The sequence below is a fragment of the Flavobacterium sp. 25HG05S-40 genome (assembly GCF_052654735.1).
The window spans coordinates 3,382,560-3,406,991 of record NZ_CP199750.1 but is presented as its reverse complement, the minus strand read 5'-3'; the positions used below and the strand labels follow the sequence as shown (position 1 = coordinate 3,406,991).

Genomic DNA, 24,432 nt, shown 5'->3' with positions numbered 1-24,432 from the left:
ATGTTTGAAAAAAGTCAAAAATCATACACCGATCTTTTAGGAAAAACGAATAGAATCGTTGAAGGAACTACTATTCAAGGCACTATAAATTCGCCAGCAGATTTCCGTTTGGACGGCCATTTGGTGGGGAATTTTCACTCAAAAGGCAAAATAGTCATTGGTCCAGCCGGAAGTGTTAAAGGTGATATCATTTGTAAAAATGCCGATATAGAAGGTCATTTCGAAGGTAAAATACAAGTTCAAGAAATCCTAAATATAAAATCAAAAGCGCACATTCAGGGTGAAGTTGTATGTGGCAAACTATCTGTAGAACCGGGAGCCGAATTTAGTGCAACTTGCGTAATGAAACCTCATGTGAAAAGCATGATTACCGATGGAAAATCCACAGAAGAAAAAACAGCGTAACAAGTGGTTGGCCTTAATCAATATTCCTATTCAAATGGGAGTCATTGTTTTTTTGTTTGCCTATTTAGGGAAGTGGCTGGATGAAAAATACACCAATCCACACCGATTGTATGTAAAAATCTTCACGATGATAGGTGTTTTATTAGCCTTTTACAATATCCATCGCCAATTAAAAGAGATTAATAAAATGGACGAGAATATATGAAGTTCAAGCCGCTTTTCACCATAATCATTTTGGCACTTATAGGGTTTATTGTTCATAAAATCATCTCCTATTGCTTCATTCCTAATATTTTCGAAGAGACTTTTATCCATTCCACACCCGAACTGTATGGGTACTTTGCTGTATTTTCATTAATCATTGTATTAACACTGATTAAAATCAAAGAAATCAATATAGATTATGTAGGTTATACTTTTTTGATTTTAACGTGTTTTAAGATGATTGTTGCGTATGCATTGCTGCATCCAATCCTTGAAGTTACACTACCTAAAACACCGACAGAAAAAATCAACTTTTTTATTATTTTCATTTACTTTTTGACAATAGAAACCGTTGTAACCATCAGAATTTTAAATAATAAGCAATAAATTGTTTCAGAATTGACAATTCAATCAAAAAAATCAAAACTATTACTTTTTAATATTAATTAATATTGTACTTTTGCACCAAATTTGAAAAACGTTAATATAAGTTAATTATCCGTTATGGTGCTTTCAAAAAAACCACTCCACTTCTTTATAGCCGCTTTAGTGGCATTTCTTCCGTTAGTAAGTTCAGCAAATCCTACGAATGATACCGTAAAGAGTGCTGCAACAGAAGCGACTCATGCCGAGGCAAAATCTCATGATGCTCATGCTGATACTGCTAACCTAACAGAAGATGAAAAAGCTGAATTAGAAAGAAAAGCTTATGTTAAACACCACTTGTTAGATTCGCACGACTTTACTCTTTTTTCATATGGGAAAGACGGTGAGAAACATTTCGGTTTTCCATTACCTGTGATTTTATGGGACAATGGAATTCATTTCTTCTCCTCTTCTAAATTTGAGCATGGAGAAGCGGTTGCAGAATCCAATGGTAACTATTATAAAATAGACCACCACAATGGTAAGATTTATAAAACAGATGCTGAAGGAACTTTTACCGAAGATGAAAAAGGACATGTAAATAATGCACAACCTATTGATTTTTCAATCACAAAGAACGTATTTATGATTCTTGTTGTTGGTTTACTAATGTTCTTGTTGTTTGCAGGATTAGGAAAATCGTATAAGAAAAATGGTTCTATCGCCAAAGGCGCCGGACGATTCTTTGAACCTATCATTTTATACGTTAGAGACGATATTGCTATCCCAAACATTGGTGAAAAGCATTATAAAAAATACATGAGCTTTTTATTGACCATATTTTTCTTTATTTGGTTTTTAAATATGTTCGGATTGACGCCGCTGGGAGTAAATATTACTGGTAATATTGCCATTACAGCTTCATTGGCTATACTAACTTACCTAATCACAACATTTACCGCTAAAAAAGATTATTGGAAACATATTTTCTGGATGCCAGGAGTACCAGTTCCAATGAAGTTTATTTTAGCTCCAATAGAATTATTAGGAACTATTATCAAACCATTTTCATTAACAATTCGTTTGTATGCGAATATGTTAGCCGGACACGTGGTATTGATGACCCTTATCTCATTGATGTATAAGTTTGATAGCCCAATAGGAAGCCCATTATCATTCCTTCTTGCTTTTGTATTATCATTGCTTGAAGTATTGGTGGCCTTGCTACAGGCTTATATTTTCACGATGTTAGCTGCTTTGTATTTCGGTTCAGCTGTTGAAGAGCACCACCACGAAGAAGCACATCATTAAGATTTTTTGATTTCAGATTTTTGAATGCAGAAAGAATAATTCAGAAATCAAAAATCATTAATCTGCAATAAATTGAATGTTTAATTAAATATATATATAACATGGAAATTCCTAGAATCGTTGGAGCTGGATTAGTAGTAATCGGAGCTGGTATTGGTATCGGAAAAATCGGTGGATCAGCAATGGATGCTATTGCTCGTCAACCAGAAGCTACTGGTAAAATCCAAACAGCTATGCTTATTGCAGCTGCTCTTGTAGAAGGTATTGGTTTTGCTGCAATTTTCGCAACATAGTCAAAAAAACAAAACAAAAGCTATAACGGTTGGTTGTAGCTTTTGTTTACTATTAAACACACATTAAAACTTAAGATATAATATAATGGAAGAATTATTAGGACAGTTTTCATTAGGTTTGTTTATCATGCAAACAGTATTGTTTCTTGCACTTGTTTTCCTTTTGAAAAAATTTGCTTGGAAACCTATTCTTGATGCCGTTAATGAAAGAGAAGAAGGAATTAAAAATGCTTTGCTTTCTGCTGAAAATGCAAAAAAGGAAATGCAAAACCTGAAATCAGATAATGAGAAATTATTAGCTGATGCCAGAGTAGAGCGTGACTTAATGATGAAAGATGCTCGCGAAATCAAAGAAAAAATGATTAGCGATGCCAAAGCTGAAGCTCAGGTTGCTGGTCAAAAAATGATTGAGCAAGCAAAAGCTTCTATCGAAAGTGAGAAAAATGCAGCATTAGCTGAATTAAAAGCTCAGGTTTCTACTTTGTCAATTGACATTGCTGAAAAATTATTAAAAGAGGAATTATCTAACAAAGAGGCTCAAACCAAAATGGTAGAGAAAATGTTAGGTGACGTAAAATTAAATTAATCGTTATGTCAAGAGCTGCGATTAGATACGCGAAAGCAATTTTAGAAACTACGGTTTCAAGCGGAAAAACTGAAAAGGTAAACGAGGATATGAAATCTATCGTTGCTTCGGTACATTCGAGTGCTGACTTGAAAGAATTTTTAGCAAGCCCAATCATTACCTCAGAAATGAAGATGAATGCCTTGTCAGAAGTTTTTGCTTCAGTCGAGTCCGAAACAAAGTCGCTTTTCAGATTGCTTCAAGAAAACAAAAGATTTGAAATCTTAGGTGCTATTGCTGAACAATTCAATGCTTTGTATGACGAAATGCAAGGTGTAGAAGTTGCTAAAGTGACCACAGCTATTCCAATGACCGCTGAATTAGAAGCGAAAGTATTGGACAAAATAGCCTTGATTTCAGACAAAAAAATAACCATTGAAAACCTAGTAGATCCGGCCATTATTGGTGGATTTATTTTGAGAATTGGAGACAAACAATACAATGCTTCTGTGGCCAACAGACTTCAGGAGTTAAAAAGAGAATTTAGTAATTAATAGGTACCATTAAAGAGATATCACAATGGCAGAAATTAAAGCAGCTGAAATTTCAGCAATATTAAAGAAACAATTATCTGGTTTTGAATCAGGCGCAACATTAGAGGAAGTTGGAACTGTTCTTCAGGTAGGTGATGGTATTGCCCGTGTTTACGGCTTATCAAATGCGCAATACGGTGAGTTAGTGCAATTCGACAACGGATTGGAAGCTATCGTTTTGAACTTAGAAGAAGACAATGTTGGGGTGGTACTTTTAGGACCATCAACAGGAATCAGCGAAGGGTCTACCGTAAAAAGAACACAACGTATTGCCTCTCTTAAAGTAGGTGAGCAAATCGTAGGACGTGTAGTAAATACACTTGGAGAGCCAATCGATGGTAAAGGACCAATCGGAGGTGAACTATACGAAATGCCATTGGAAAGAAAAGCTCCTGGAGTTATCTTCCGTCAGCCGGTAACTGAGCCATTGCAAACAGGTATCAAATCTATTGATGCTATGATCCCAGTAGGAAGAGGACAACGTGAGCTTGTAATTGGTGACCGTCAAACTGGTAAAACTACGGTTTGTATCGATACTATTTTGAATCAAAAAGAATTCTACGATGCTGGTCAACCAGTATTTTGTATATACGTTGCTATCGGGCAAAAAGCTTCGACAGTAGCAGGTATTGCTAAAACATTAGAAGAAAAAGGAGCTATGGCCTATACGGTTATCGTTGCTGCTAATGCTTCTGACCCTGCTCCAATGCAGGTATATGCTCCAATGGCCGGAGCTGCTATCGGAGAATATTTCCGTGATTCAGGTCGTCCTGCTTTGATTATCTATGATGATTTATCAAAACAAGCGGTGGCCTATCGTGAGGTGTCTCTTTTGTTAAGAAGACCACCGGGTCGTGAGGCTTATCCTGGAGACGTATTTTACTTACACTCTCGTTTGTTAGAAAGAGCTTGTAAAGTAATTGCGGATGACGGAATTGCTAAAGACATGAACGATTTACCGGATTCATTAAAAGGAATCGTAAAAGGTGGAGGTTCGTTAACGGCTTTACCAATCATTGAAACACAAGCGGGTGACGTTTCTGCGTATATCCCAACCAACGTAATCTCGATTACAGATGGACAGATTTTCTTGGATGGTGATTTATTTAACTCGGGAGTTCGTCCGGCAATTAACGTAGGTATTTCGGTATCGCGTGTTGGAGGTAATGCTCAGATTAAATCGATGAAAAAAGTAGCGGGTACGTTAAAACTAGATCAAGCACAATTCCGTGAATTGGAAGCGTTTGCCAAATTTGGTTCTGACCTTGATGCGGTTACTTTGAACGTAATCGAAAAAGGAAGAAGAAACGTTGAAATCTTGAAACAAGCGGTAAACGATCCGTATACTGTAGAAGATCAGGTAGCTATCATCTATGCAGGTTCTAAAAACTTGTTGCGAAATGTTCCTGTAAACAAAGTAAAAGAATTCGAAAGAAGTTTCATTGATTACTTAAACAACAAGCACAGAGATATCTTAGACGCTTTAAAAGCCGGTAAATTGGATGACAATATCACGGATGTTTTAGAGAAAGTAGCTAAGGAACTTTCGGCTCAATATAACTAAAATCTGTCAAAAGACTAAAGTCAAAAGTCTAAAGCCTGTTTATCTGGTACTATCAAACTTTTGACTTTATGACTTGCGACTTTAGACTAAAATAAAATGGCAAACTTAAAGGAAATACGTAATCGAATAAGTTCCGTTTCATCTACGATGCAGATTACATCGGCGATGAAAATGGTTTCTGCTGCAAAGTTGAAAAAAGCTCAAGATGCTATTACAGCGATGCGCCCTTATGCCGAAAAATTAACGGAGCTTTTGCAAAATGTCAGCGCTACACTTGATGGTGATGCGGGAGGCGAGTTCACTGCACAACGTGAAGTAAACAAGGTTTTAATCGTTGTTATCACTTCAAACAGAGGTTTGGCTGGAGCTTTTAATACCAATGTCATCAAACAAGCCAAAGAACTTGCGGACAGCTATGCCGGAAAACAAGTGGATATTTTTGCTATAGGTAAAAAAGGAAACGACATCTTCAAAAAGACGGCAAACGTTATTGACAACAGAAGCGAGGTTTTTGACCAATTAACGTTTGAAAACGTAGCGGATATTGCGCAGCTTTTGACTGATAAATTTACTTCGGGTGATTACGATAAAATTGAATTGGTATACAATCAGTTTAAAAATGCGGCGACTCAAATTGTTCAAGTAGAACAGTTTTTACCGTTAGCACCGATTAAATCAGATGTACCGGTTTCAACTGGAGATTATATTTTTGAACCTTCCAAAGAAGAAATTGTATTGACTTTGATTCCGAAATCATTGAAAACGCAATTATACAAAGCTATCAGAGATTCGTTTGCTTCAGAACACGGAGCGCGTATGACTGCAATGCATAAAGCTACAGACAACGCCACCGAATTGAGAAATCAATTAAAACTGACGTATAACAAAGCCCGTCAGGCTGCAATTACTAACGAAATCTTAGAGATTGTTGGTGGTGCAGAAGCTTTGAAAGGATAATATTTAATTCAACATATTCTAAAAAAGAGTCAACAATTGTTGGCTCTTTTTTTTATTTGTAATAATATAAATTTAAAACTTTTTTACTAGGGGAATTTTTATATTTTTATAGCTTAATAGTAACTTTTTGATAATTCCTACGTACAATTCAAGCAAATAAAATTCAACCCTATGAGTAAAGATAGTTTTAACTGGAAAAGTCTTTTTATAAATGAAGAAGACCACAACCAGCCAAAAAATGTAGAAGCATCAGCTTCTTTTCCTCAAACCAATAAGTTTCCTGACTCAGTTAACAATCCTATTGCTGTAAACACTTCCTCAAATGTTTTTTTACCTGAGGTTCTAGAGGTTTATCAGAAAGGATTTGAAGGATTAAATTCGCAAGGGTTTGACTTTTTTGAAATGTACAAATCGGTTAATGCTGTTGGCGTTACGAATCCGCAGAGTTATCAGATGGCGTTTACCATGGGAAAGACTATTAATCCTGACTTAACTAAAGAGTTTCTGTTAGACAAAGCTAAATACTATTTGACTGAGATTGAAAAGGTATATGAGAAGTATAATATAATTGGAAATTCAAAAAAATCGGATTTAAATCTGAAAATCACTGAGGATAAAAAAAAGTTGTCAAAAGAAATAACGGATTTGGAAACACAAATTATAAACCTTCAAAAGGAATTTGAATCCAAAAAAATGGAACTTAGCAGAATCGATAACGATAATGCACAAGAGTTTTTGGAATTGCAATTAAAAATAGAGGCCAATAATATGGCTAAGCAAAAAATTCAAGAGTCCATTAATATAGTTGTAACAGGAATTAATCAATACTTGTAATATGAATAAATACGAACAAGAAAAAAGTACCTTATTAGAATTACCCATATTAAAGCACTTTGACGAATCCAAAGGAGAAATTGCTTTAAATGCCAATCAGCTGAAAAAAGGAGAAAAGGGTCTTTTTTGGGCTTTAGCTCTTGGGCTCCTAGGCGCCGGAGGCTATTTAATATGGACTTACATCATTCCGCCACTGTTCACTATGTTAGGTCAAGTTGTTGCTTTGTCAGCTACAGCCATCTTCCTTGTGTTTTTGGTAATGATGTTTCCGGTAATCATGAAAGGGCTGCGTTTTGCCACCAAAAATCTTCACAAAGCTCTTATTCAAAGTAATCCATTCAATGAATTAGAAGAGCAGAAAAATAAAATGTTGAAGAATCGTGATGTTTTTAAAAACACCAAAGCAAAATTAAAAGGTCTTAAAAATGAAATGGAAATAGAAGCTTCTAAATCTGAAAAAGAAGCTAAAGAGTTTCAAGAAGATGTATTGAGTTTGCAACGCCAATCAGAAAAGCTAAAATCGGCTATGGATGAAATGGTAAAAATAAACGGAATTGGCGCTAAAGACACCGATGAATATGTTGCTTTGCAAAGTGAATTGGCAAAAAAACTAAGCGATTCTCAGCGTATCTCCAATCAATACGAACAAAGCAAAAGCTTTATCCAAAAGTATGGAGTTAGAGCTAATGTATTGGGGAAAATGGACCGAAAACTGACTCTTGCCGGTACCGCTATTGACATCAAAATATCTGATTTTGATACTACCATTACTATGTTACGCAAAGAATATGAGTTTGCTAAAAATGCAAAAGCGGCTACAGAAAGCGCAAAAAGCGCCATGATGTTTACGAAGGACTGGGAATTGGAGTATGCTTTAGAAGTGGTTACCTCAACCATAGCTCAGGATATTGCCAGAACTTCTGAAAATTTAATTGACATCGATGCACTGACTTCTAAATATTCTGTTGATAATGATGAGCTATACTCTCGTTTAGATTCATTAGCAGACGAAATAAAAACAGGTGAGAATACTATTCCAGACTCAACAAAGTACACCAGTCCAAATTACAAAATGTCTAAGGAAGACAAACAGAATGCGGGTGGTTTTGGAGATATTTTTTAATAAAATCAAACTAATACATATACAATGGGAAAAATTTTAAGAACAACCAAATTAACCACTTTATCGGAATTACTTATCGTTATTATTGGGATTGGGGGAATTTTAGGAGCAATCTATGCTTTGTCTCCGGGTTTGAGAACAGCGGTATCGAAACAGCTTACCGGAATTGAACTCAACAATACGGATGTAAATAATGTAACCAACGCAGCAAAAATTGCGTTACCATCAAAAGAAATATCAACAGAAGTTGCCGACAAGCCATTAGTTAGAATTGCCGGATATGCTTGGAATGCTCAGTCTGGAATGATTGTTTCCAATGGTGGTCCAAAAACAACCAAAGGTTCTCTGATGGAGAAAAATGGAGTTAATCTTGAAATAATCCGTCAGGATTGGTTGTCGGAGTTGCGCAATATGCAAATGAAATTTATTGAAGAATTTGATGGAGGAGAAGCATTTCCAACATCTGACAAAAGTGCTTTCGCGGTAATGATTATGGGTGATGGAGCACCATTTTATATCAGCTCGGTACAAAAGGCTTTGGATGAAAAATACGGAAAAGACAAATACCATTTGCAAGTGATGGGTGCCGTAGGAATGAGTTATGGAGAAGACAAATTGATTGGGCCTCCAAGCTGGAAATCAAATCCAAAAAGCATGAAAGGAGCTGTTATATCTGCAGTATTGGGAGATGGGGATTGGGTAACAACCGTAAATTACTGTTTTGCTAACGGTTTAAAAGTAAACCCAGATCCAACTACTTATGATGCAGATGCTGTAAATATTTATCCTTCAGAAAATGATGATTACATTAAGTCAGCAGAAGAGTTGATTAAATCTCAGACAACTGGTTGGTCCGTTTCTTTAAAAGAAGTGTCTAACGGTAAATTAACCGGTAAATCAGTAAATAGAAAAATCGATGGATGTGCGACTTGGACACCTGGTGATAAATTAGTTTTTGATAAGCTATCTGGATTTATCGACATTGTATCAACAAAAGAGTTCAACAACCAAATGCCAACGGTGTTAATCGGAGTGAAAGAATGGGCTACCAAAAACCCTGAAATAGTTTCTAATATCTTGAAATCTGCTTTGACTGCCTCTAATCAAATGAAAAATTATGACGAGTGGAGGGTTAGAGCGTCACAAGCCATTACGGATACTTACAAGATGGAAACACCAGAATATTGGTATAAAATGTTCCAAGGACAACAAGGAACTAAGAATGGTTTAACTTATAATATGGGTGGTTCAAAAGTATTTAACTATGCAGACGGAATGCAATACTTTGGAATGACCGATGGCGTTAACCGATACAAATCTGTTTATAACCAAGTTGGAACATATCTGACCGAGTTGAACCCATTCGGATTTAATGAAAACGTAGGAAGAGTGGTTCCTTATGATGAAGCAGTGAATCTTTTCTTCATGAAAAACATCAATGACATCGAATCGACAGCTGCTGACAAAGCAGATTATACTTCACAAGCGACTGAAGTAATGGCTTCGGGAGAATGGAAAATCAATTTTGCTTCAGGAAGCGCTTCTATTCAAAGCAATTCTAATAAGGATTTGGAAAGAATTTATAACCTTTTAATACAAGCTGAAAACTCTAAATTAACGATTGTGGGTCATACGGATAACGTTGGAGGTGATGCTGCAAACGTTCCTCTATCAAGAAACAGAGCACAAGCCGTAGTAGATTATTTGAAACAAAAAGGAATTCCTGAAAGTCGTTTTCAATTAATCGACGGAAAAGGAGCCAGCGAGCCAATAGCTGATAACTCTTCGGAAACAGGAAAAGCTAAAAACAGAAGAGTAGTAATTACTTTCTTAAAATAATATAAAACAAAAAAGCTGTCAGTAATGACAGCTTTTTTATCTCTGATATGATAAAAATTGTAACCCCGTTTGAAAAAATAAGTAAATCCCAAACTACTATAATTTTAGCTGCTTGGGTTGCTCTTATCTTTCTAATTTGGTTCGTAGGAACCTCAGGACAAAAACATCTCTTCCCTTCTCCGGCACAAGTTTTTGATGGATTCAGCGGATTGTACAAAGAAGGATTGGTAGTGCATATATGGAATTCATTGATACTTTGTTTCATTTCAATATTTTTGGCTACAACAATTGCCTTGCTATTCGCTTACTCTTGGCCCATTCCACTATTAAAACCAGTGTCAGAGTTTGTAACAAAATTCAGATTCCTACCTTTTACAGGTTTGTCATTTTACATCACGCTAGTTATTCATGATGCGAGAAATATGCAGATATGGATCATGGTTATTTTTTTAACGACATTCTTAACAACATCACTTATAGCAGTAATTAAAGACATTCCTGAAGAAGAGTTTGACCATGCCAAAACACTTAAGTGTAACCGATGGGAAGTTCTTTGGCAAGTCATTGTTTTAGGAAGAATTGATTATGTAATTGACGCCATCCGACAAAATTTAGCTATTACTTGGATGATGTTGGTTACAGTAGAATCTATTGTGGTGGCTTCCGGAGGTTTAGGGTTTTTGATAAAGAATTCCGATAAATTCATGAATCATGGAAGAATCATTGCATTGCAGATAATTATTCTTCTAATTGGATTGTTCCTCGACTGGAGTATCAACTTTTTAAGAAAAGCAATTTTTAGATATTCAAAAATATAACCATGGATTTTTCATTTAAAGAAACAATATTATATGTTGAAAATCTGAGCGTGGCTTATGATGACCATGTAATCATCAAAGATATTAATATCACGGAGAAAGATGTTGTAAGGACCGGTATTGCCGCAACAGGTCAGATAATAGCATTTGTTGGAAGATCAGGCAGAGGAAAATCAACTTTTTTTAGAGCTCTTACCGGATTAACGCCCTTACATACAGGAAAAATTTTAATTAAGGATTTCGAAAGTACTGATCCCACAGCAGCTAAAATGGCCAAAGAAGGTGATATCGGATTTGTGAATCAAAAATACACTCTTTTCAGACATAAAACGGTTCTTCAAACGCTCAATTATGCTCTAAGAAAGAGCCCGTTATCTGAATCAGAAAAGGATAAAAAAATCAAAGACTACATCCACAAATGGGGATTAGAGAATTGTGCAGAGAAATATCCAAACGAACTCTCCGGTGGGCAAAGACAAAGAACAGCCATTATTGAACAGTTATTTTCATCAGACAAATTTATTGTTCTAGACGAGCCTTTTTCAGGTCTCGATGTAGGAAATATTGAAGAAGTAAAGCAATCCTTTGACCTATTGTGCAGTCTTTCAGAATACAATACAGTAATTTTTTCTACACATGATATAGAACTGGCCTTACAATTGGCTCAATCTATTTATGTTATAGGACACCCAACGATTAATGGAGACAAAAAAGAGTATGGAACCGTTGTGGCTCAATATGACTTAAGGGAAATGGGCATAGCTTGGAAAGACTACGGTGAAAAGCATGACAAATTGTACGATGAAATTGTTCGTCAAATGATGAATTCCTAAACTTAAAACCAAAGCATAATACATTTGAAAAAGAGAAATCCAATGTCATTTCTAGAAGATTCCTTTTTACTTATAAAAGAATATCTTGAAGCAGAAATTAGTCCAAAGAAAGCCTTTTTTGACGAAAAATTTGTTCAGCTTCTGATGGAAGAAAACACTTTACTTCTATCTCTATGCGATCAATTAAATGCAGACGAAAAGACGCTCAGGAATTTGAATGCATTGGTTAATGCTAGGAGTGCTGCCAAAAATCAATATAAAGCAGAAGATTTTTTCCTGTCAGATCTACTATCACTGTATAGCCAAGAGTTACCAAGAGAAGATGAAAAATCCCGTTTTGTACTGGCCTATTATTTTGATGTTTTAAGAAATCGTCAGTTTGCTGATGCCAATGCCTTACAGACATTAAATAGATTAGTTACGAATCCTGATTTCATAAATAATCTGGAAGCAATTAGAAAGCGAAATATTTTAATTACTTCAGATAACAAAGCTAACCAAAGTTTTTTAGTGACAACGCTATCACAAACCAAAAGCGATAAACTTCAGCAAGTACTTAATGCCATTAATAGTTTTGCGAAACTGGCATTTAACCTAAGTTTTGAAAAAGAAGCGATGGATCAAATGCTAGCATCGACCACATTTTCTAAAGAAAACAGTGCTATAAATACAGTTCCAGATAATGATTCACTTGAAAAAGTATTGAAAGAACTTCACCAACTGGTTGGATTGGAAAAAGTAAAAAATGATGTTAAAGAACTTATTAATCTTTTAGAAGTCCAAAAAAAGAGAGACAAAGAAGGGCTCAAAAATATTGACATCACATTACATACTGTTTTTTTAGGGCCACCGGGAACCGGAAAAACCTCGGTAGCAAGATTGTTAAGCAGAATTTACAAGCATTTGGGGTTTTTATCTCAAGGCCAATTGTATGAAACCGATCGGGAAGGAATGATTGCTGGATTTGTTGGACAAACGGCGACTAAGGTTGATAAAGTAGTTCAGGAAAGTCTGGGAGGCGTTCTTTTTATTGATGAAGCCTATGCTTTGACCCAGCACATTATGGGTAATGATTATGGCTCGGAAGCAGTCAATACTTTACTTAAAAGAATGGAAGACCACCGCGAAGATTTGTCAGTGGTTGTTGCTGGTTACACAGAACCCATGAAAGCATTTATCGAGTCTAATCCGGGATTACGCTCTCGTTTTAACCGATATTTTTATTTTGATCATTTTACAGCCGAGCAATTATTTCAGATTTTCGAAGGGTTCTGTAAACAAGCCGATTTTATACTTGATACAAATGCTCAGGAAAAACTAACAGATACTTTCGATCTTTTGGTTGATAAAAAAGATGACAGCTTCGGAAACGCAAGAGTAGTTAGAAATTTGTTTGAAAAATGTGTGCAAAATCAGGCCAACAGAATAATTAAACTCTCAAAAATTTCAAAGAAAACATTAAAAACAATTACTGAGGAAGATATACCAGAACCAAAAGACACTCAAGAACAAGTAACTTTTTCAGTAGATAAAGAATAAGAATTAAATAGAAATCAAAGAACTCACTTCTCTGGACGACATGCTTCCTCAGTATGATTTGCGACTTTGTAGAGGCTAAAGCCAAATCATTAGGATGTACCAATATTGTTCTTGATGCCTATACGACAAACTTTCCTGCGCATCGATTTTAATATAATCAGGGATTTGGACCCAAAGGGTTTCATTTCGTAAAAATTTTAGACGAAAACGGCCTATCATAAACCAAAGAATTAGTTACTTTTGCTACAATTCCTAAGCAATAGTTAACACTTTGAGTTTATATAAAAACCTCTTTAAACAAACACTCATTTACGGACTGGCAACAGTTTTTCCCAGAATAATCAGCTTTATTCTGAATCCGGTGTATGTGATGTATTTACCCGATAAAAGCAAAATGGGTGAGGTTTCGGTGATTTTTGCGTATTTGGTTTTTTTCAATGTGGTCTTGTCCTACGGCATGGAAACCGCTTTCTTCCGATTTTATAACACACAGGAAAACAAGAAAAGGGTTATTTCTACGGCTACAATTTCGCTCTTTTGGACTTCAATAGGGTTTTTAGTTCTAGGATTATTGCTCCGAAATACGTTGTCTCATTGGTCCGGAATTAATGTAGAATATATCACGTATACCATTTGGATTTTAGTATTGGATGCTTTAGCCATAATACCCTTTTCAAAGCTGCGAGCCGAGAAAAAGCCAATGAAATACGCCGCCATAAAAATGGGAAATGTTTCCATCAATTTATTACTGACCATTTTCTTTCTGGCCTTTTTACCCCAATTAGCTGCCCAAAACCCGAACGGATTTCTAAGCACTCTTTATTTCGAAAACTATCAAATTGGGTATATTTTCATCGCGCTGTTAGTGGCAAGTTTGGCAACTTTTGTCGTTCTGATTCCGAATTACACCAAAATATCCTGGACGTTTGATAAAGTCTTGTGGAAAAAGATGATTACCTACGGACTACCGATTTTAATTGCCGGAATAGCATTTGCAGTCAACGAGCATTTTGATAAAATTCTGTTAGACTGGATGCACGTTCCTTTGTCAGATATCGGAGCGTATGCTGCTTGTTACAAGATTGGAATGTTTATGGTGTTGTTTAGAACGGCGTATACTTTGGGGATTGAACCCTTTTTCTTCAGCCATGCCAGCGATGAAAACGCACCACAAACCTATGCTACCATTACTAAGTACTTTGTGATTTTCGGGTCGTTTATCTGTCTGTTCGTCATTGTATTTATCGATTTGTTAAAACGTCCTTTGGTTCCCGATGAAGCGTATTGGGACGCTATAGATGTAGTGCCTTTGATTGTTTTGGCTAATTTCTTCCTTGGTATCTACACGAATCTTTCGGTTTGGTACAAACTGATTGACAAAACAAAAGTTGGCGCGTATATTTCGATTGTAGGTGCTATTATTACTTTGCTCTTGAACTGGCTTCTGATTCCGACCATGAGCTACTATGGTTCTGCTATTGCAACCCTTGCGGCTTATGGAAGCATGATGGTTATCTCTTATAAATTGGGACAAAAACAGTATCCGATTCCGTATGACTTTACTAAAATCTTCAGTTATTTGGGATTAACGATTGTATTCTCGGCGTTATCGTTTTACATTCCGATTGTAAGAGAAAATTATCCTGTGAAATTTGTGCTGTTAGCCGTATTTTTATATTTCATTTATTACAGTGAAAAAGAGACCTTAGTCCGAATCCTTAAAAGAAAAACCAATTAGAAATGACCATAAAAATCATCAATACATCGGAACACGAATTACCCAATTACGAAACCATTGCCTCAGCCGGAATGGATTTAAGAGCCCATATAACCTCGCCAATAGAACTAAAACCCTTAGAAAGAGCCATTGTTAAAACGGGTCTTTTTATGGAGCTTCCCATCGGTTATGAAGCACAAGTTCGTCCAAGAAGCGGATTGGCTGCCAAAAAGGGAATTACGGTGTTGAATTCTCCCGGAACAGTTGATGCGGATTATCGTGGTGAGATTGGTGTGATTTTAGTAAATTTATCCAATGAAAATTTTGTCATAGAAAACGGCGAAAGAATAGCCCAATTGGTTATTGCCAAACACGAACGCGCCGAATGGATTTCAGTGGATGTCTTATCTGAAACAGCAAGAGGCGAAGGCGGATTTGGGAGCACTGGGGTGAAGTAATTCCTGCGAAGGCAGGAATCTGACGACAAATAAAATGAAATTAAGGTATGTCTATATAATGTCAAATAAACCTCAAGGTGTTATTTATGTAGGAGTTACTGATAATTTAATGGAACGAGTAAAAGAACACAAACTAAAAGTCTACCCAAATTCATTTACAGCTAAATATAATTGTGACAAGTTGATGTATTTTGAGGAATGGGAAAACGGATTAGATGCCACAAAACGTGAAAGGCAACTAAAAAAATGGAAAAGAGATTGGAAAGTAACTTTAATTGATGCTATGAATCCAACTTGGATGGATGTTAGTGTAAATTGGAATTTCAATTTTAATATAATAAGAGGAAAATAATAAATAGTAACCAAGATACCTGAGAAGCAGGTATGTAAAAGATACCCGCATACGCGGGCAATGAATATGAAAATAATAGTACCTATGGCAGGTCGTGGTTCACGTCTTCGCCCACATACCTTAACCATTCCAAAACCATTAATCCCAATTGCAGGAAAACCAATTGTGCACCGTTTGGTAGAAGATATAGCCAGTGTTTTGAATCAGCCTATCGACGAGGTTGCTTTCATCATTCATGAAAGTTTTGGCAAAAAAGTAGAGGAAGATTTAATCGCTATCGCCGAGAAATTAGGCGCAAAAGGAACCATTTATTATCAAAACGAAGCACTCGGAACGGGTCATGCGATTATGTGTGCCAAAGATTCGTTAAGTGGTCCGGCAGTGATTGCGTATGCCGACACTTTGATTCGTGCCGATTTCGATTTAGATACCACAGCCGACAGTGTGATTTGGGTAAAACAAGTGGATCAACCTGAAGCTTTTGGGGTGATTAACCTAAATGAAGCGAACGAAATAGTGGAATTGGTAGAAAAACCAAAAGAGTTTGTTTCGGATCTGGCCGTTATCGGAATATACTATTTCAAGGAAATTTCCGTTCTAAGAAATGAGCTGCAGTCTGTTTTGGACAACAACATCATTCATGGTGGCGAATACCAAATTAATGACGGTATCAAACAAATGATGGCAAAGGGCATGAAATTTGTACCAGGCAAAGTAGATGAGTGGATGGATTGCGGGAACAAGGATGTGACTGTGGATACGAATTCGAGAATGTTAGGCTTTTTGCACAATGATGGCGAACATTTGATTGATTATGATGTAAAACAGGAAAATTCCACCATCATTCCACCGTGCTATATTGGCGAAGATGTAGTTTTGATTAATGCTACTGTTGGTCCCAATGTTTCTCTTGGAAAAGGAACGCATATTGTAGATTCAACCATCAAAAACAGTTTAGTTCAGACGCATGTACACATCAAAAATGCTAACTTAGACAACGCGATGATTGGAAATCATGTCAATTTTGATGGTAATTTCACGAGTATCAGTATCGGAGATTACTCTACTTTAGAATAATTAGTTACTGAATCATATTCAGCCAAAAATGAAAAAATTAGGAATTGTTTATGTATTGTTTCTCGGAATGTTATGCGTTCCCAATAGTGTTGTAGCTCAAACCGAGCCTAACAACGATGTAGTTACAATAGACGACGGTTTCCAAGATATTTTCTTTGAAGCTATCAAGCAAAAAAGCATCGAAAACTATGACAAAGCTATTGATGCACTAGAAAAAGGCAAGGTTATTCAGCCTGACAATCCCATCATATATTTCGAATTAGGCAAGAATTATTTCGCTCAAAAAAAGTATAAAGAGGCGTTGAGTAACTTTGAAAAAGCCAGTAAAATGGAACCCAACAACCGTTGGGCTTGGGTCGGAATATATGATGTCTACTATCAAACACGCGATTATAATGCAGCCATTCCTATTGTAGAGAAGTTGGTAACCTTCAAAGAAGATTACAAAGAGGATTTGACTTCGTTGTATATGAATACGCAGCAATTTGATAAAGCTCTGACTTTAATCAACGAATTGAACGATAAGTTCGGGAAATCGGACAAACGCGAATTGTACAAAGCCGATATTCTTAAGGACTCAAGATACCAATCTTCAGAAAAATTCAATTTGCTAGATCAAATCAAAAAGTTTCCTAAGGAAGAGTCTAATTACATTGCCTTGATTTATATGTATTCGCAGAGCAATCAGGAAGAAAAGGCTTTGGAGATAGCGCAAAAATTAGAAAAGGAAATTCCAACTTCCGATTGGGCTCAAGTGAGTTTATTCAAATTTCATCTCAATAATAATGACGGTGATAATGCTGTAAAAGCCATGAATATCGTATTTCCGAGTAAAAAAATAGACTCTAAAATCAAACACAGAATGCTGAATGAGTTTTTGATATTTGCTAAAAACAATCCAAAATACGAAACCGATTTAGACAAAGCGATTTCCTATTTTGATAACGACAAAGAGGTGCGAGTTGCCAAAGAAATAGGGAAGTTTCATTATTCCAAATCCAATTGGCTTCAAGCGATAAAGTATTTTGAAATGCATCTGAAAAATGCCGAAGATGATGTGGAGACACAGCTTTTATTGATGCAGGCCTACACCGAAAATCAGCAGTTTGATGTTTTGGCCCAAAAAGCCGATACACTCACACAACTCTTTCCGACACAGCCACAGTTTTACTATTACGCCGGATTGGCAAACAATCAGATGAAGAACTTTAAAAAAGGCATAAGTTTTTTAGAATCAGGCTTGGATTTTGTGGTGGATGATGACGCTTTAGAAATTAATTTCAATATTCAATTAGGGGAAGCCTATAATGGTTTGGGTGATGCAACCAAGAAAGAGAAATATTTTATCAAGGCCAATGAACTTATTAAAAAGCAAAAGAAATAATGAAAAAGGGAATATTGATGCTGTTGGTTGTATTTTTTGCATCGTGTAAACCGAAGCAGGTTTTTGTGGATACTAAAACGCCCACGAACGCTTCAGTGGCTGACACAGCAATAACTTCGGGAAAAGTAATTCAGAAACACTACAGTAATAAAAGTGATTATACAACGTTATACATTAGAGCCAGTGCCAAATACAAACACGATGATGATTCACAGAGTGTTTCTGCAGAAATTAAAATAAAAAAAGACGAACAGATTTTAGTAAGCATTCGCGTTCTCGGGATTACGATGGCCAAGGCTTTAATCACACCCAAAGAAGTAAAGTATTATGAAAAACTAAACGGAACGTATTTTGAAGGCGATTATTTTAAATTGAGTCAATGGCTCGGAACCGATTTAGATTATCAAAAAGTTCAAAATATGCTTACCGGAAACCCGATTGACGATTTATCAAAAGGAAACTATTCGTTTGCGGAAACGGATAAATTCTATAAGTTAAATGCTAAGGAAGGAACAGATGAGAAATCTTTTTTCTTTGAAGCAGAGCATTTTTTACTGAAAAAGCAGGAAATTATGCAGCCCGAAAAGGAACGTACTTTTGAAGTTAATTATCCCAACTTTCAAGAATTAGCTTCCCTCTTTTTGCCGGCTAAGCTCAATATTAATGCGTTTCAGAAGAAAGGAAAAACAACTATCAACATCGACTATAACTCGGCCACATTTAATGAAGAATTATCGTTTCCTTATAGTGTTCCTGAGGGATATGACCGAATTTTTATAGAATAGCAAAGACCAAATAATCAGCACATGCCAAAATTTCTTTTATCAATAGCAGTATTTTTTTGCCTCACATTAAAAATGCGGAGTCAACCGCCAACGCAACAACAACTTGAGGACCGCAAAGCCAAAATTCAGTTGGAAATTCAGGAAAAAGAGCAACTGTTAAAGTCTGTTAAGACCAAAGAAAAATCAGTTATAGGGCAATTGTTGATTCAGAAGGAGAAAATCGGGTTGAAAGAAAAACTAATCAAAACCACCGAAAAGCAAACCAAATTACTCAATAATGATATTTATATCAATCAGTTAAAAATCAATCAACTCAATAAAGATTTAGAGCAGCTGCGCAAAGATTATGCGGCTATGATTTTAAAGTCATACAAAAGCCGTTCTGATCAGAGCAAGGCCATGTTTTTATTATCCTCGGAGAATTTTTTGCAAGCGTATAAACGAGCGCAGTACATGAAACAGTACGCAAGTTACCGTAAAATGCAAGGGCGCGAAATAGAAGATAAAACCAAGCAGTTAACTGGTTACACCAATCAAATTGTAGTTCAGAAAAAAGAAAAGGAAAAACTGATTGTTGAGAATGAAAAAGAAAAAGAAGCTCTTGAAATAGAACGAAAAGAGCAAGAAAAAATAGCCGCTCAGATTCAGAAGGAGAAAGGGAAAATCACGGCTGAAATCAAGAAAAAGCAACAGGAAACTAGAAAAATTGACCAACAAATCCAAAAACTTGTTCGCCAAGCCATTGCTGCGGCTAACAAAAAGACAGCTGCTGCAAGTGTAAAATCAAATCCAAAAACGACTGCCGCTGAAAAGAAAGCTATCGAATCTTCTACAAAAATTGTTTTAACACCAGAAGGAAAAATAGTTTCCGATAATTTCAAGTCTAACAAAGGCAGACTGCCATGGCCGGTAGAAAAAGGAGCTATTTCACTTGGATATGGTGATCAACCGCATCCTGTTTTCAAATCGTTGATGGTACACAACAGTGGTATCGAAATTTCTACCGAAAGTGGCGCCACGGCCAGAGCCGTTTTTTCGGGAGAAGTAGCTCAAGTACAACAAATAACGCCGCTTAAAAAGGCAGTGTTAATCAAACATGGAGACTTTTTCACTATTTATCAAAACCTAAGCTCTGTGAACGTTCAGGTGGGAGATAAAGTATCGGCCAAAGAAACCTTAGGTAAAATCAGAACCGATCCTGATGGACAAACCATTCTTAAGTTTTTAGTCTCTCAAAACTCCGTATACTTTAATCCAACTTCATGGTTGTCTGGAAGATAAAATAAAAAGCCCCGATAATTCGGGGCTTTTTAATATATAGAAAGATGAAATTACGCTTTCTTCAACAGTACTTTTTCCTGAGTAAATTGGTAAGCAGCATCCAAAAACTGAATCATTTTATTCCAATTCGCATTGGGCTCATTATAGTTTTTATAGTATTTATAGGTTTTGATAACTAGTGTATTGCCTTTCACTTCAGCCGTTGACGTAAATCCACCCGTTTCATTTTCTACTTTCTTATTAAACTTTTCCAAACCGGAAACCGTGTAACCTGCCGGAATTTCGAAAATAATTTCATTGTCAAATGAACGTGGATACGTCATATAAATATTGTTCTTTCTGTCTTTTTCTTTTTGGGTAATCTCGATTTGAGAAGTTAGAAACTTACCCAATTCCATCAAATATTTATCTCCGGCTTTTTTGATCCAATTGTTTTTTATCAAAAATTCTTCATTAAATTCCAAAGCCGATTTTTTGCCATAGCGACCTGTGCTTTGAATATCAAATTTATACTCATCAATCTCTACTTCATATTCTTTTGAGGTTGTATCTTTAAATTCATCCTTTTGTTTGTCTTTCTGCTTGTTGATTATAGCATTCATTTCATTGGTATATTGCTCCTTTTTCTTCTTGTTTTTTACATAATCCATTAGCGGAGTGGAGCCATATTTTGTATAATCTTCATAGACATAATCATAAAAATTGAGCTTTTCTCTTTGCTCACTTTCTTTTAAATGACCCAAAAAGGAAGAATGTCGTTTCACTTTGTATCCTGCAAAATCATCCAGTTGTATGGTCGTTTTGGTTTTGGTGCAATTCTCTTGATAAGTACTCGGTGGTAGCATTACAACTGAAGCATCTGTCACTCGCTTCCCTTTTGAAACCTCAAGAACATACGCTTTAGAATTCTCTACGTAATAATCAAATTGATCCGCACTTGTAAAAGGAGAAAAGTATTCAAGATAAACGGGGTTTGGCGTGTTTACCCGCAATAGTTTTTTCACATTAGATTGTATAAGCAAATCGTCAATAGAGCCATTATATCTTTCAGTTGCTACTATAATGTCGTAGTTGATGTCGTTCTTTTTAAGGAAGTACATAAAATAATTGATAAACGATACTTCATCTCTCAGAAAGACGGCTCTTTCATAATACTCAAACGGATAAAAAATCTTGGCGTCATTGGCTACAAATGCTTCGATATATTTGGTAAAAAAGTCATGACGACAGAAGTAATATACTTCTCTGATTTTTTCTTCATCATTGGCAAAGGTTTTGCCTTTTAGGAACTCTTTTATTGGATCTAAGTTGCCACCGGGAACGAATTTAGTGTTATAATAATCAAAAATATCATCCTTAGAAACGGTTTTCTTTACCTCTTTTTCTGATTTAGACAAAAATCCATCCGCAAGCTTTTCGAACTTTCCGGAACGCGCAAAGATTACCTGAAACTTATAGCAAGGCATTTCTGCCAAAGGCGAGAACCATCGGGGAAACTCGTTCTTGTTGATGTCTTTTTCAGATAATTCGTAACGTCTTTGACCACCTTTGTTCGTTGGAATTTCCTTCAATCCAGGAGCGCTATTATAGGTGTTGAAATTAACAAAGAAGTCATTTTCCGTTTCCAGTACAATTTTTAAATCCATTGTGGGATACACATCGCCAAGTGGTGTTTCCACAGGATCGAAACTGTAATCTAAAGCCGATTTAAAGGGTTCGACACTATAGAAATAATAATCGATGACATCTCCAATTTCAAGGTTTGGAATCGCTATTTTTTGCTCGCCATCAACTTCTTTGGCTTCTTTTTCAACATTAATTTCTACTTCTTTTCCATCCGGTTTCACCACTTTTATGCCAACAAATGTGGTTCCTCTGCGCCAAAAATTCCCCATGGCTTTGTTGGAGTAGAATTTGCTTTTATAAGAGAATTGTGAAAACTCGGTCACCGAAGCCTGATCCAATAACTTTATTCTTTTTCTGATGCCTGATGTATACGTTACATTCACACCAAACTTATGATAATCATAATATTCATATTTATGAAGAATTACGGCCGATTCATTTTTCCATTTATCCGGAATGGTGTTTGCTTTTTGGAAGGCATCATTCTTTCCCCAGAAAAAATCTTTCACTTCATTTTTTTCTTGAGCTGCTGCAAATTGTAAAACAAAAAGCAATAGTACTAGTAGTTTGGTTTTCATTACTTACTGATGGTTATTTGTTGGTTATAGTTTTCAATCATTTTTTTGATAAAATCGTTCCATTTATCCATTTCACTGGCTTTGATTCGTCCGTTTTTGAAGATGAATGATTTTTTGTAAATGATTTCCTTTTCGGTTTTGTCAAAAGTGATGTTGATGTCAAAATCGTTTTCCTTGATGGAAAGATTGGAAGGAAGTCGGGTTACTTTATAACCATCGGGAATAATCAGATTAATTTGGGATTCGTAGTGGGTTTTATAATCCATTTCATAATCCACTTTTCTATCTTTCAGTACAAAACCTTTGTATTCGTTCATGAATTCTAAGTCGATATACATTTCGTTGTCAAAAGAAGAAACTTTATTAGCAATATTGATTTTGTAATCGAGATTCAGTTTCCCGTCTCTGTTTTGAAAATCGGTGGTTTTTAGATCTGAAGTTGTAATGTTTTTATCTTGTTTTGAGATATAACCGTCCAAACGTTCTTTCTTTTTGTTGGTTTCAAAATTGTTATAGATATTCAAAAATTGAGCACGACTTTCACCACTGTAGTTGTGGTTGCAATTACCGGTTAATCGTTCATCTTGTATGGATAAGGTGGCTTTAAACTGCTCTTTGTTAGCTTCATTAGTAACCGCCGGAATTTTTTCAATGAGGCATTTGTCACCATCTTCAATCATCACTTCCTTGCTTTGAATGCGCTCTGCATATTCGCCAAGAGAATTGAATTTTTCCGTTCCGTCTAGATAATACTTTTTACCTTTATGAATGAGCGTACAAATCATGTGATTGTCTACAGCTAAGGAAGGAGTTTTGTAATCATAGGCAATATGCTTGGTTCCAATCCATGAAAGACGAGCATCAAAGCCAGCCATTTTCAACATCTGTTTTATAAGATTGGCCATTCCTTTGCAATCGCCGTATCGTTTTTCAAATACGTTGTTGGACTCGTCAGGTTTAAAACCGGCGATTCCGTCTTCGAAGGCGATATAACGGATGTTGTCCTGAACCCAATAATAGATGTTTTTGATTTTTTCATCGTCTGTTTTGGCATTGGCTGTAAGTTCGGCAACCTTCGCTTTCATTACATTGGTGTCATCCTTCATCATGGCCAACAATGATTTATACCATTTGTACAAATCGTCGCTAGTTTTGAATAAAGTAGTCTGTTTTCCGTTATCTGTAAACGATTTTGCCAGCACCAAAACATGCGGATACGTATAACTTCTGCCCGGAGCATCCTCCTCTTTATACACCGCTGGAACGTCTTCTAAAGTGTAGGTAACATAGGTCATGTTGTTTTCCTGACGCGATGTTTTCTTGATTTGATAGCCTTCAAAATTAAATTCCTTTAATTCCACTTCCAACCAGTTTGGAATGCTGAAGGAGATGGTTTTTTTGAGAACTGGATATTCATCATTAAAATAAAGTGATATAAAATACTTTACATCCTTATATTTTTTCTCCATTTCATAACGGTACGTATATCCTTGAACCGGAAAATCGACCGTCATATATTTCACTCGAGCATCATTATAAAACAAATCCTTGTCCTTGTAAAATTCGTCTTTAACAAAAAACGATGTGGATTTATCATTGCGGTACTTCATCGAAAAGGTTTCGATTTGGGTTTCACTATCATAGAATTCATATTTATGAATATCAGCCCTGTGATTGATGTTCATTAAATGTTCTTTGGCGTTATGAAACACGGTAACTTTGCCTTCTTTTTTATTGAAATCGAAACTGATGTTGTCCGTACTTTCTAAAATGGCAATATCATCTTTTGAATACTTTTCTCTTAATTTTTTAGCAAGAGAAACATCTTCAGGAGTTGGATCTATGTTCTTTTGAGAAAAAACGGTATTCCCCAAAAAGCATAACAAACCAATCCACTTCAAAGTGGTTTTCATGGGTTATATTTTTTGGG

Annotated in this window: 24 protein-coding genes; 22 read left to right on the top strand and 2 right to left on the bottom strand. The window is 35.9% G+C overall.

Annotation, left to right across the window (positions count from 1 at the left end; genetic code table 11):
• The 22 genes from ACULEU_RS14935 (at position 1) to ACULEU_RS14830 (ending at position 20,298) form a co-directional block, all read left to right on the top strand.
• Positions 1–405 carry a bactofilin family protein gene (locus ACULEU_RS14935; protein ID WP_445453368.1) on the top strand — a complete coding sequence of 135 codons (405 nt, stop codon included), beginning with the start codon at positions 1–3 and terminating at the stop codon, positions 403–405.
• Entirely contained in the window at positions 374–610 is a 237-nt protein-coding gene (locus tag ACULEU_RS14930; RefSeq protein ID WP_445453367.1) for an AtpZ/AtpI family protein, read from the top strand. Before ACULEU_RS14935 ends, ACULEU_RS14930 begins: the two co-directional genes overlap by 32 nt.
• A complete protein-coding gene (locus ACULEU_RS14925; protein ID WP_445453366.1) occupies positions 607–996 on the top strand; it encodes a hypothetical protein in 390 nt (129 codons plus the stop codon). Before ACULEU_RS14930 ends, ACULEU_RS14925 begins: the two co-directional genes overlap by 4 nt.
• A gap of 117 nt (positions 997–1,113) precedes the next feature.
• The gene (atpB, locus tag ACULEU_RS14920; protein WP_445453365.1) at positions 1,114–2,286 is read left to right on the top strand and encodes a F0F1 ATP synthase subunit A; all 1,173 of its coding nucleotides are present in this window, start codon (positions 1,114–1,116) and stop codon (positions 2,284–2,286) included.
• A gap of 101 nt (positions 2,287–2,387) precedes the next feature.
• Positions 2,388–2,579, top strand: coding sequence for an ATP synthase F0 subunit C (gene atpE, locus ACULEU_RS14915; protein ID WP_162126783.1), 192 nt, complete (start codon positions 2,388–2,390; stop codon positions 2,577–2,579).
• 85 nt (positions 2,580–2,664) lie between these two features.
• Positions 2,665–3,165 carry a F0F1 ATP synthase subunit B gene (locus ACULEU_RS14910; RefSeq protein ID WP_445453364.1) on the top strand — a complete coding sequence of 167 codons (501 nt, stop codon included), beginning with the start codon at positions 2,665–2,667 and terminating at the stop codon, positions 3,163–3,165.
• Complete coding sequence (gene atpH, locus ACULEU_RS14905) at positions 3,165–3,698, top strand: ATP synthase F1 subunit delta (protein ID WP_445454862.1); 534 nt, start codon at positions 3,165–3,167, stop codon at positions 3,696–3,698. Before ACULEU_RS14910 ends, atpH begins: the two co-directional genes overlap by 1 nt.
• Before the next feature lie 25 nt (positions 3,699–3,723).
• Positions 3,724–5,301 (top strand): F0F1 ATP synthase subunit alpha, encoded by a 1,578-nt coding sequence (gene atpA, locus ACULEU_RS14900; protein ID WP_445453363.1) that lies wholly within the window; start codon positions 3,724–3,726, stop codon positions 5,299–5,301.
• A 96-nt stretch (positions 5,302–5,397) separates the two neighbouring features.
• Positions 5,398–6,258: an ATP synthase F1 subunit gamma gene (gene atpG, locus ACULEU_RS14895; RefSeq protein ID WP_445453362.1), complete on the top strand. Its 861-nt coding sequence runs from the start codon at positions 5,398–5,400 to the stop codon at positions 6,256–6,258.
• A 171-nt stretch (positions 6,259–6,429) separates the two neighbouring features.
• The gene (locus tag ACULEU_RS14890; RefSeq protein WP_445453361.1) at positions 6,430–7,092 is read left to right on the top strand and encodes a hypothetical protein; all 663 of its coding nucleotides are present in this window, start codon (positions 6,430–6,432) and stop codon (positions 7,090–7,092) included.
• Position 7,093: 1 nt separating this feature from the next.
• Complete coding sequence (locus ACULEU_RS14885; RefSeq protein ID WP_445453360.1) at positions 7,094–8,215, top strand: hypothetical protein; 1,122 nt, start codon at positions 7,094–7,096, stop codon at positions 8,213–8,215.
• A gap of 24 nt (positions 8,216–8,239) precedes the next feature.
• Entirely contained in the window at positions 8,240–10,054 is a 1,815-nt protein-coding gene (locus tag ACULEU_RS14880) for an OmpA family protein (protein ID WP_445453359.1), read from the top strand.
• Positions 10,055–10,101: 47 nt separating this feature from the next.
• A complete protein-coding gene (locus ACULEU_RS14875; RefSeq protein WP_445453358.1) occupies positions 10,102–10,872 on the top strand; it encodes an ABC transporter permease in 771 nt (256 codons plus the stop codon).
• A 2-nt stretch (positions 10,873–10,874) separates the two neighbouring features.
• Positions 10,875–11,705, top strand: a complete 831-nt coding sequence (locus ACULEU_RS14870; RefSeq protein ID WP_445453357.1) for an ATP-binding cassette domain-containing protein — start codon at positions 10,875–10,877, stop codon at positions 11,703–11,705.
• A gap of 42 nt (positions 11,706–11,747) precedes the next feature.
• On the top strand, positions 11,748–13,244 hold the full coding sequence (locus ACULEU_RS14865) for an AAA family ATPase (protein WP_445453356.1): 1,497 nt from the start codon (positions 11,748–11,750) through the stop codon (positions 13,242–13,244).
• A 271-nt stretch (positions 13,245–13,515) separates the two neighbouring features.
• Complete coding sequence (locus tag ACULEU_RS14860) at positions 13,516–14,982, top strand: oligosaccharide flippase family protein (RefSeq protein ID WP_445453355.1); 1,467 nt, start codon at positions 13,516–13,518, stop codon at positions 14,980–14,982.
• 2 nt (positions 14,983–14,984) lie between these two features.
• Complete coding sequence (dut, locus tag ACULEU_RS14855; protein WP_445453354.1) at positions 14,985–15,419, top strand: dUTP diphosphatase; 435 nt, start codon at positions 14,985–14,987, stop codon at positions 15,417–15,419.
• A gap of 58 nt (positions 15,420–15,477) precedes the next feature.
• The gene (locus tag ACULEU_RS14850) at positions 15,478–15,771 is read left to right on the top strand and encodes a GIY-YIG nuclease family protein (protein ID WP_445453353.1); all 294 of its coding nucleotides are present in this window, start codon (positions 15,478–15,480) and stop codon (positions 15,769–15,771) included.
• 66 nt (positions 15,772–15,837) lie between these two features.
• On the top strand, positions 15,838–16,848 hold the full coding sequence (locus ACULEU_RS14845) for a sugar phosphate nucleotidyltransferase (RefSeq protein WP_445453352.1): 1,011 nt from the start codon (positions 15,838–15,840) through the stop codon (positions 16,846–16,848).
• Positions 16,849–16,876: 28 nt separating this feature from the next.
• Positions 16,877–18,232: a tetratricopeptide repeat protein gene (locus tag ACULEU_RS14840; protein WP_445453351.1), complete on the top strand. Its 1,356-nt coding sequence runs from the start codon at positions 16,877–16,879 to the stop codon at positions 18,230–18,232.
• Positions 18,232–19,017: a DUF4292 domain-containing protein gene (locus tag ACULEU_RS14835; protein ID WP_445453350.1), complete on the top strand. Its 786-nt coding sequence runs from the start codon at positions 18,232–18,234 to the stop codon at positions 19,015–19,017. The genes ACULEU_RS14840 and ACULEU_RS14835 overlap by 1 nt, the downstream gene beginning before the upstream one ends.
• Before the next feature lie 21 nt (positions 19,018–19,038).
• Complete coding sequence (locus ACULEU_RS14830) at positions 19,039–20,298, top strand: murein hydrolase activator EnvC family protein (protein WP_445453349.1); 1,260 nt, start codon at positions 19,039–19,041, stop codon at positions 20,296–20,298.
• A gap of 50 nt (positions 20,299–20,348) precedes the next feature.
• Here the strand turns inward: ACULEU_RS14830 and ACULEU_RS14825 are convergent, their stop codons facing one another.
• Positions 20,349–22,502 (bottom strand): hypothetical protein, encoded by a 2,154-nt coding sequence (locus ACULEU_RS14825; RefSeq protein WP_445453348.1) that lies wholly within the window; start codon positions 22,500–22,502, stop codon positions 20,349–20,351.
• Positions 22,502–24,415, bottom strand: coding sequence for a transglutaminase-like domain-containing protein (locus ACULEU_RS14820; protein WP_445453347.1), 1,914 nt, complete (start codon positions 24,413–24,415; stop codon positions 22,502–22,504). Before ACULEU_RS14820 ends, ACULEU_RS14825 begins: the two co-directional genes overlap by 1 nt.
• Positions 24,416–24,432: the final 17 nt, after the last annotated feature.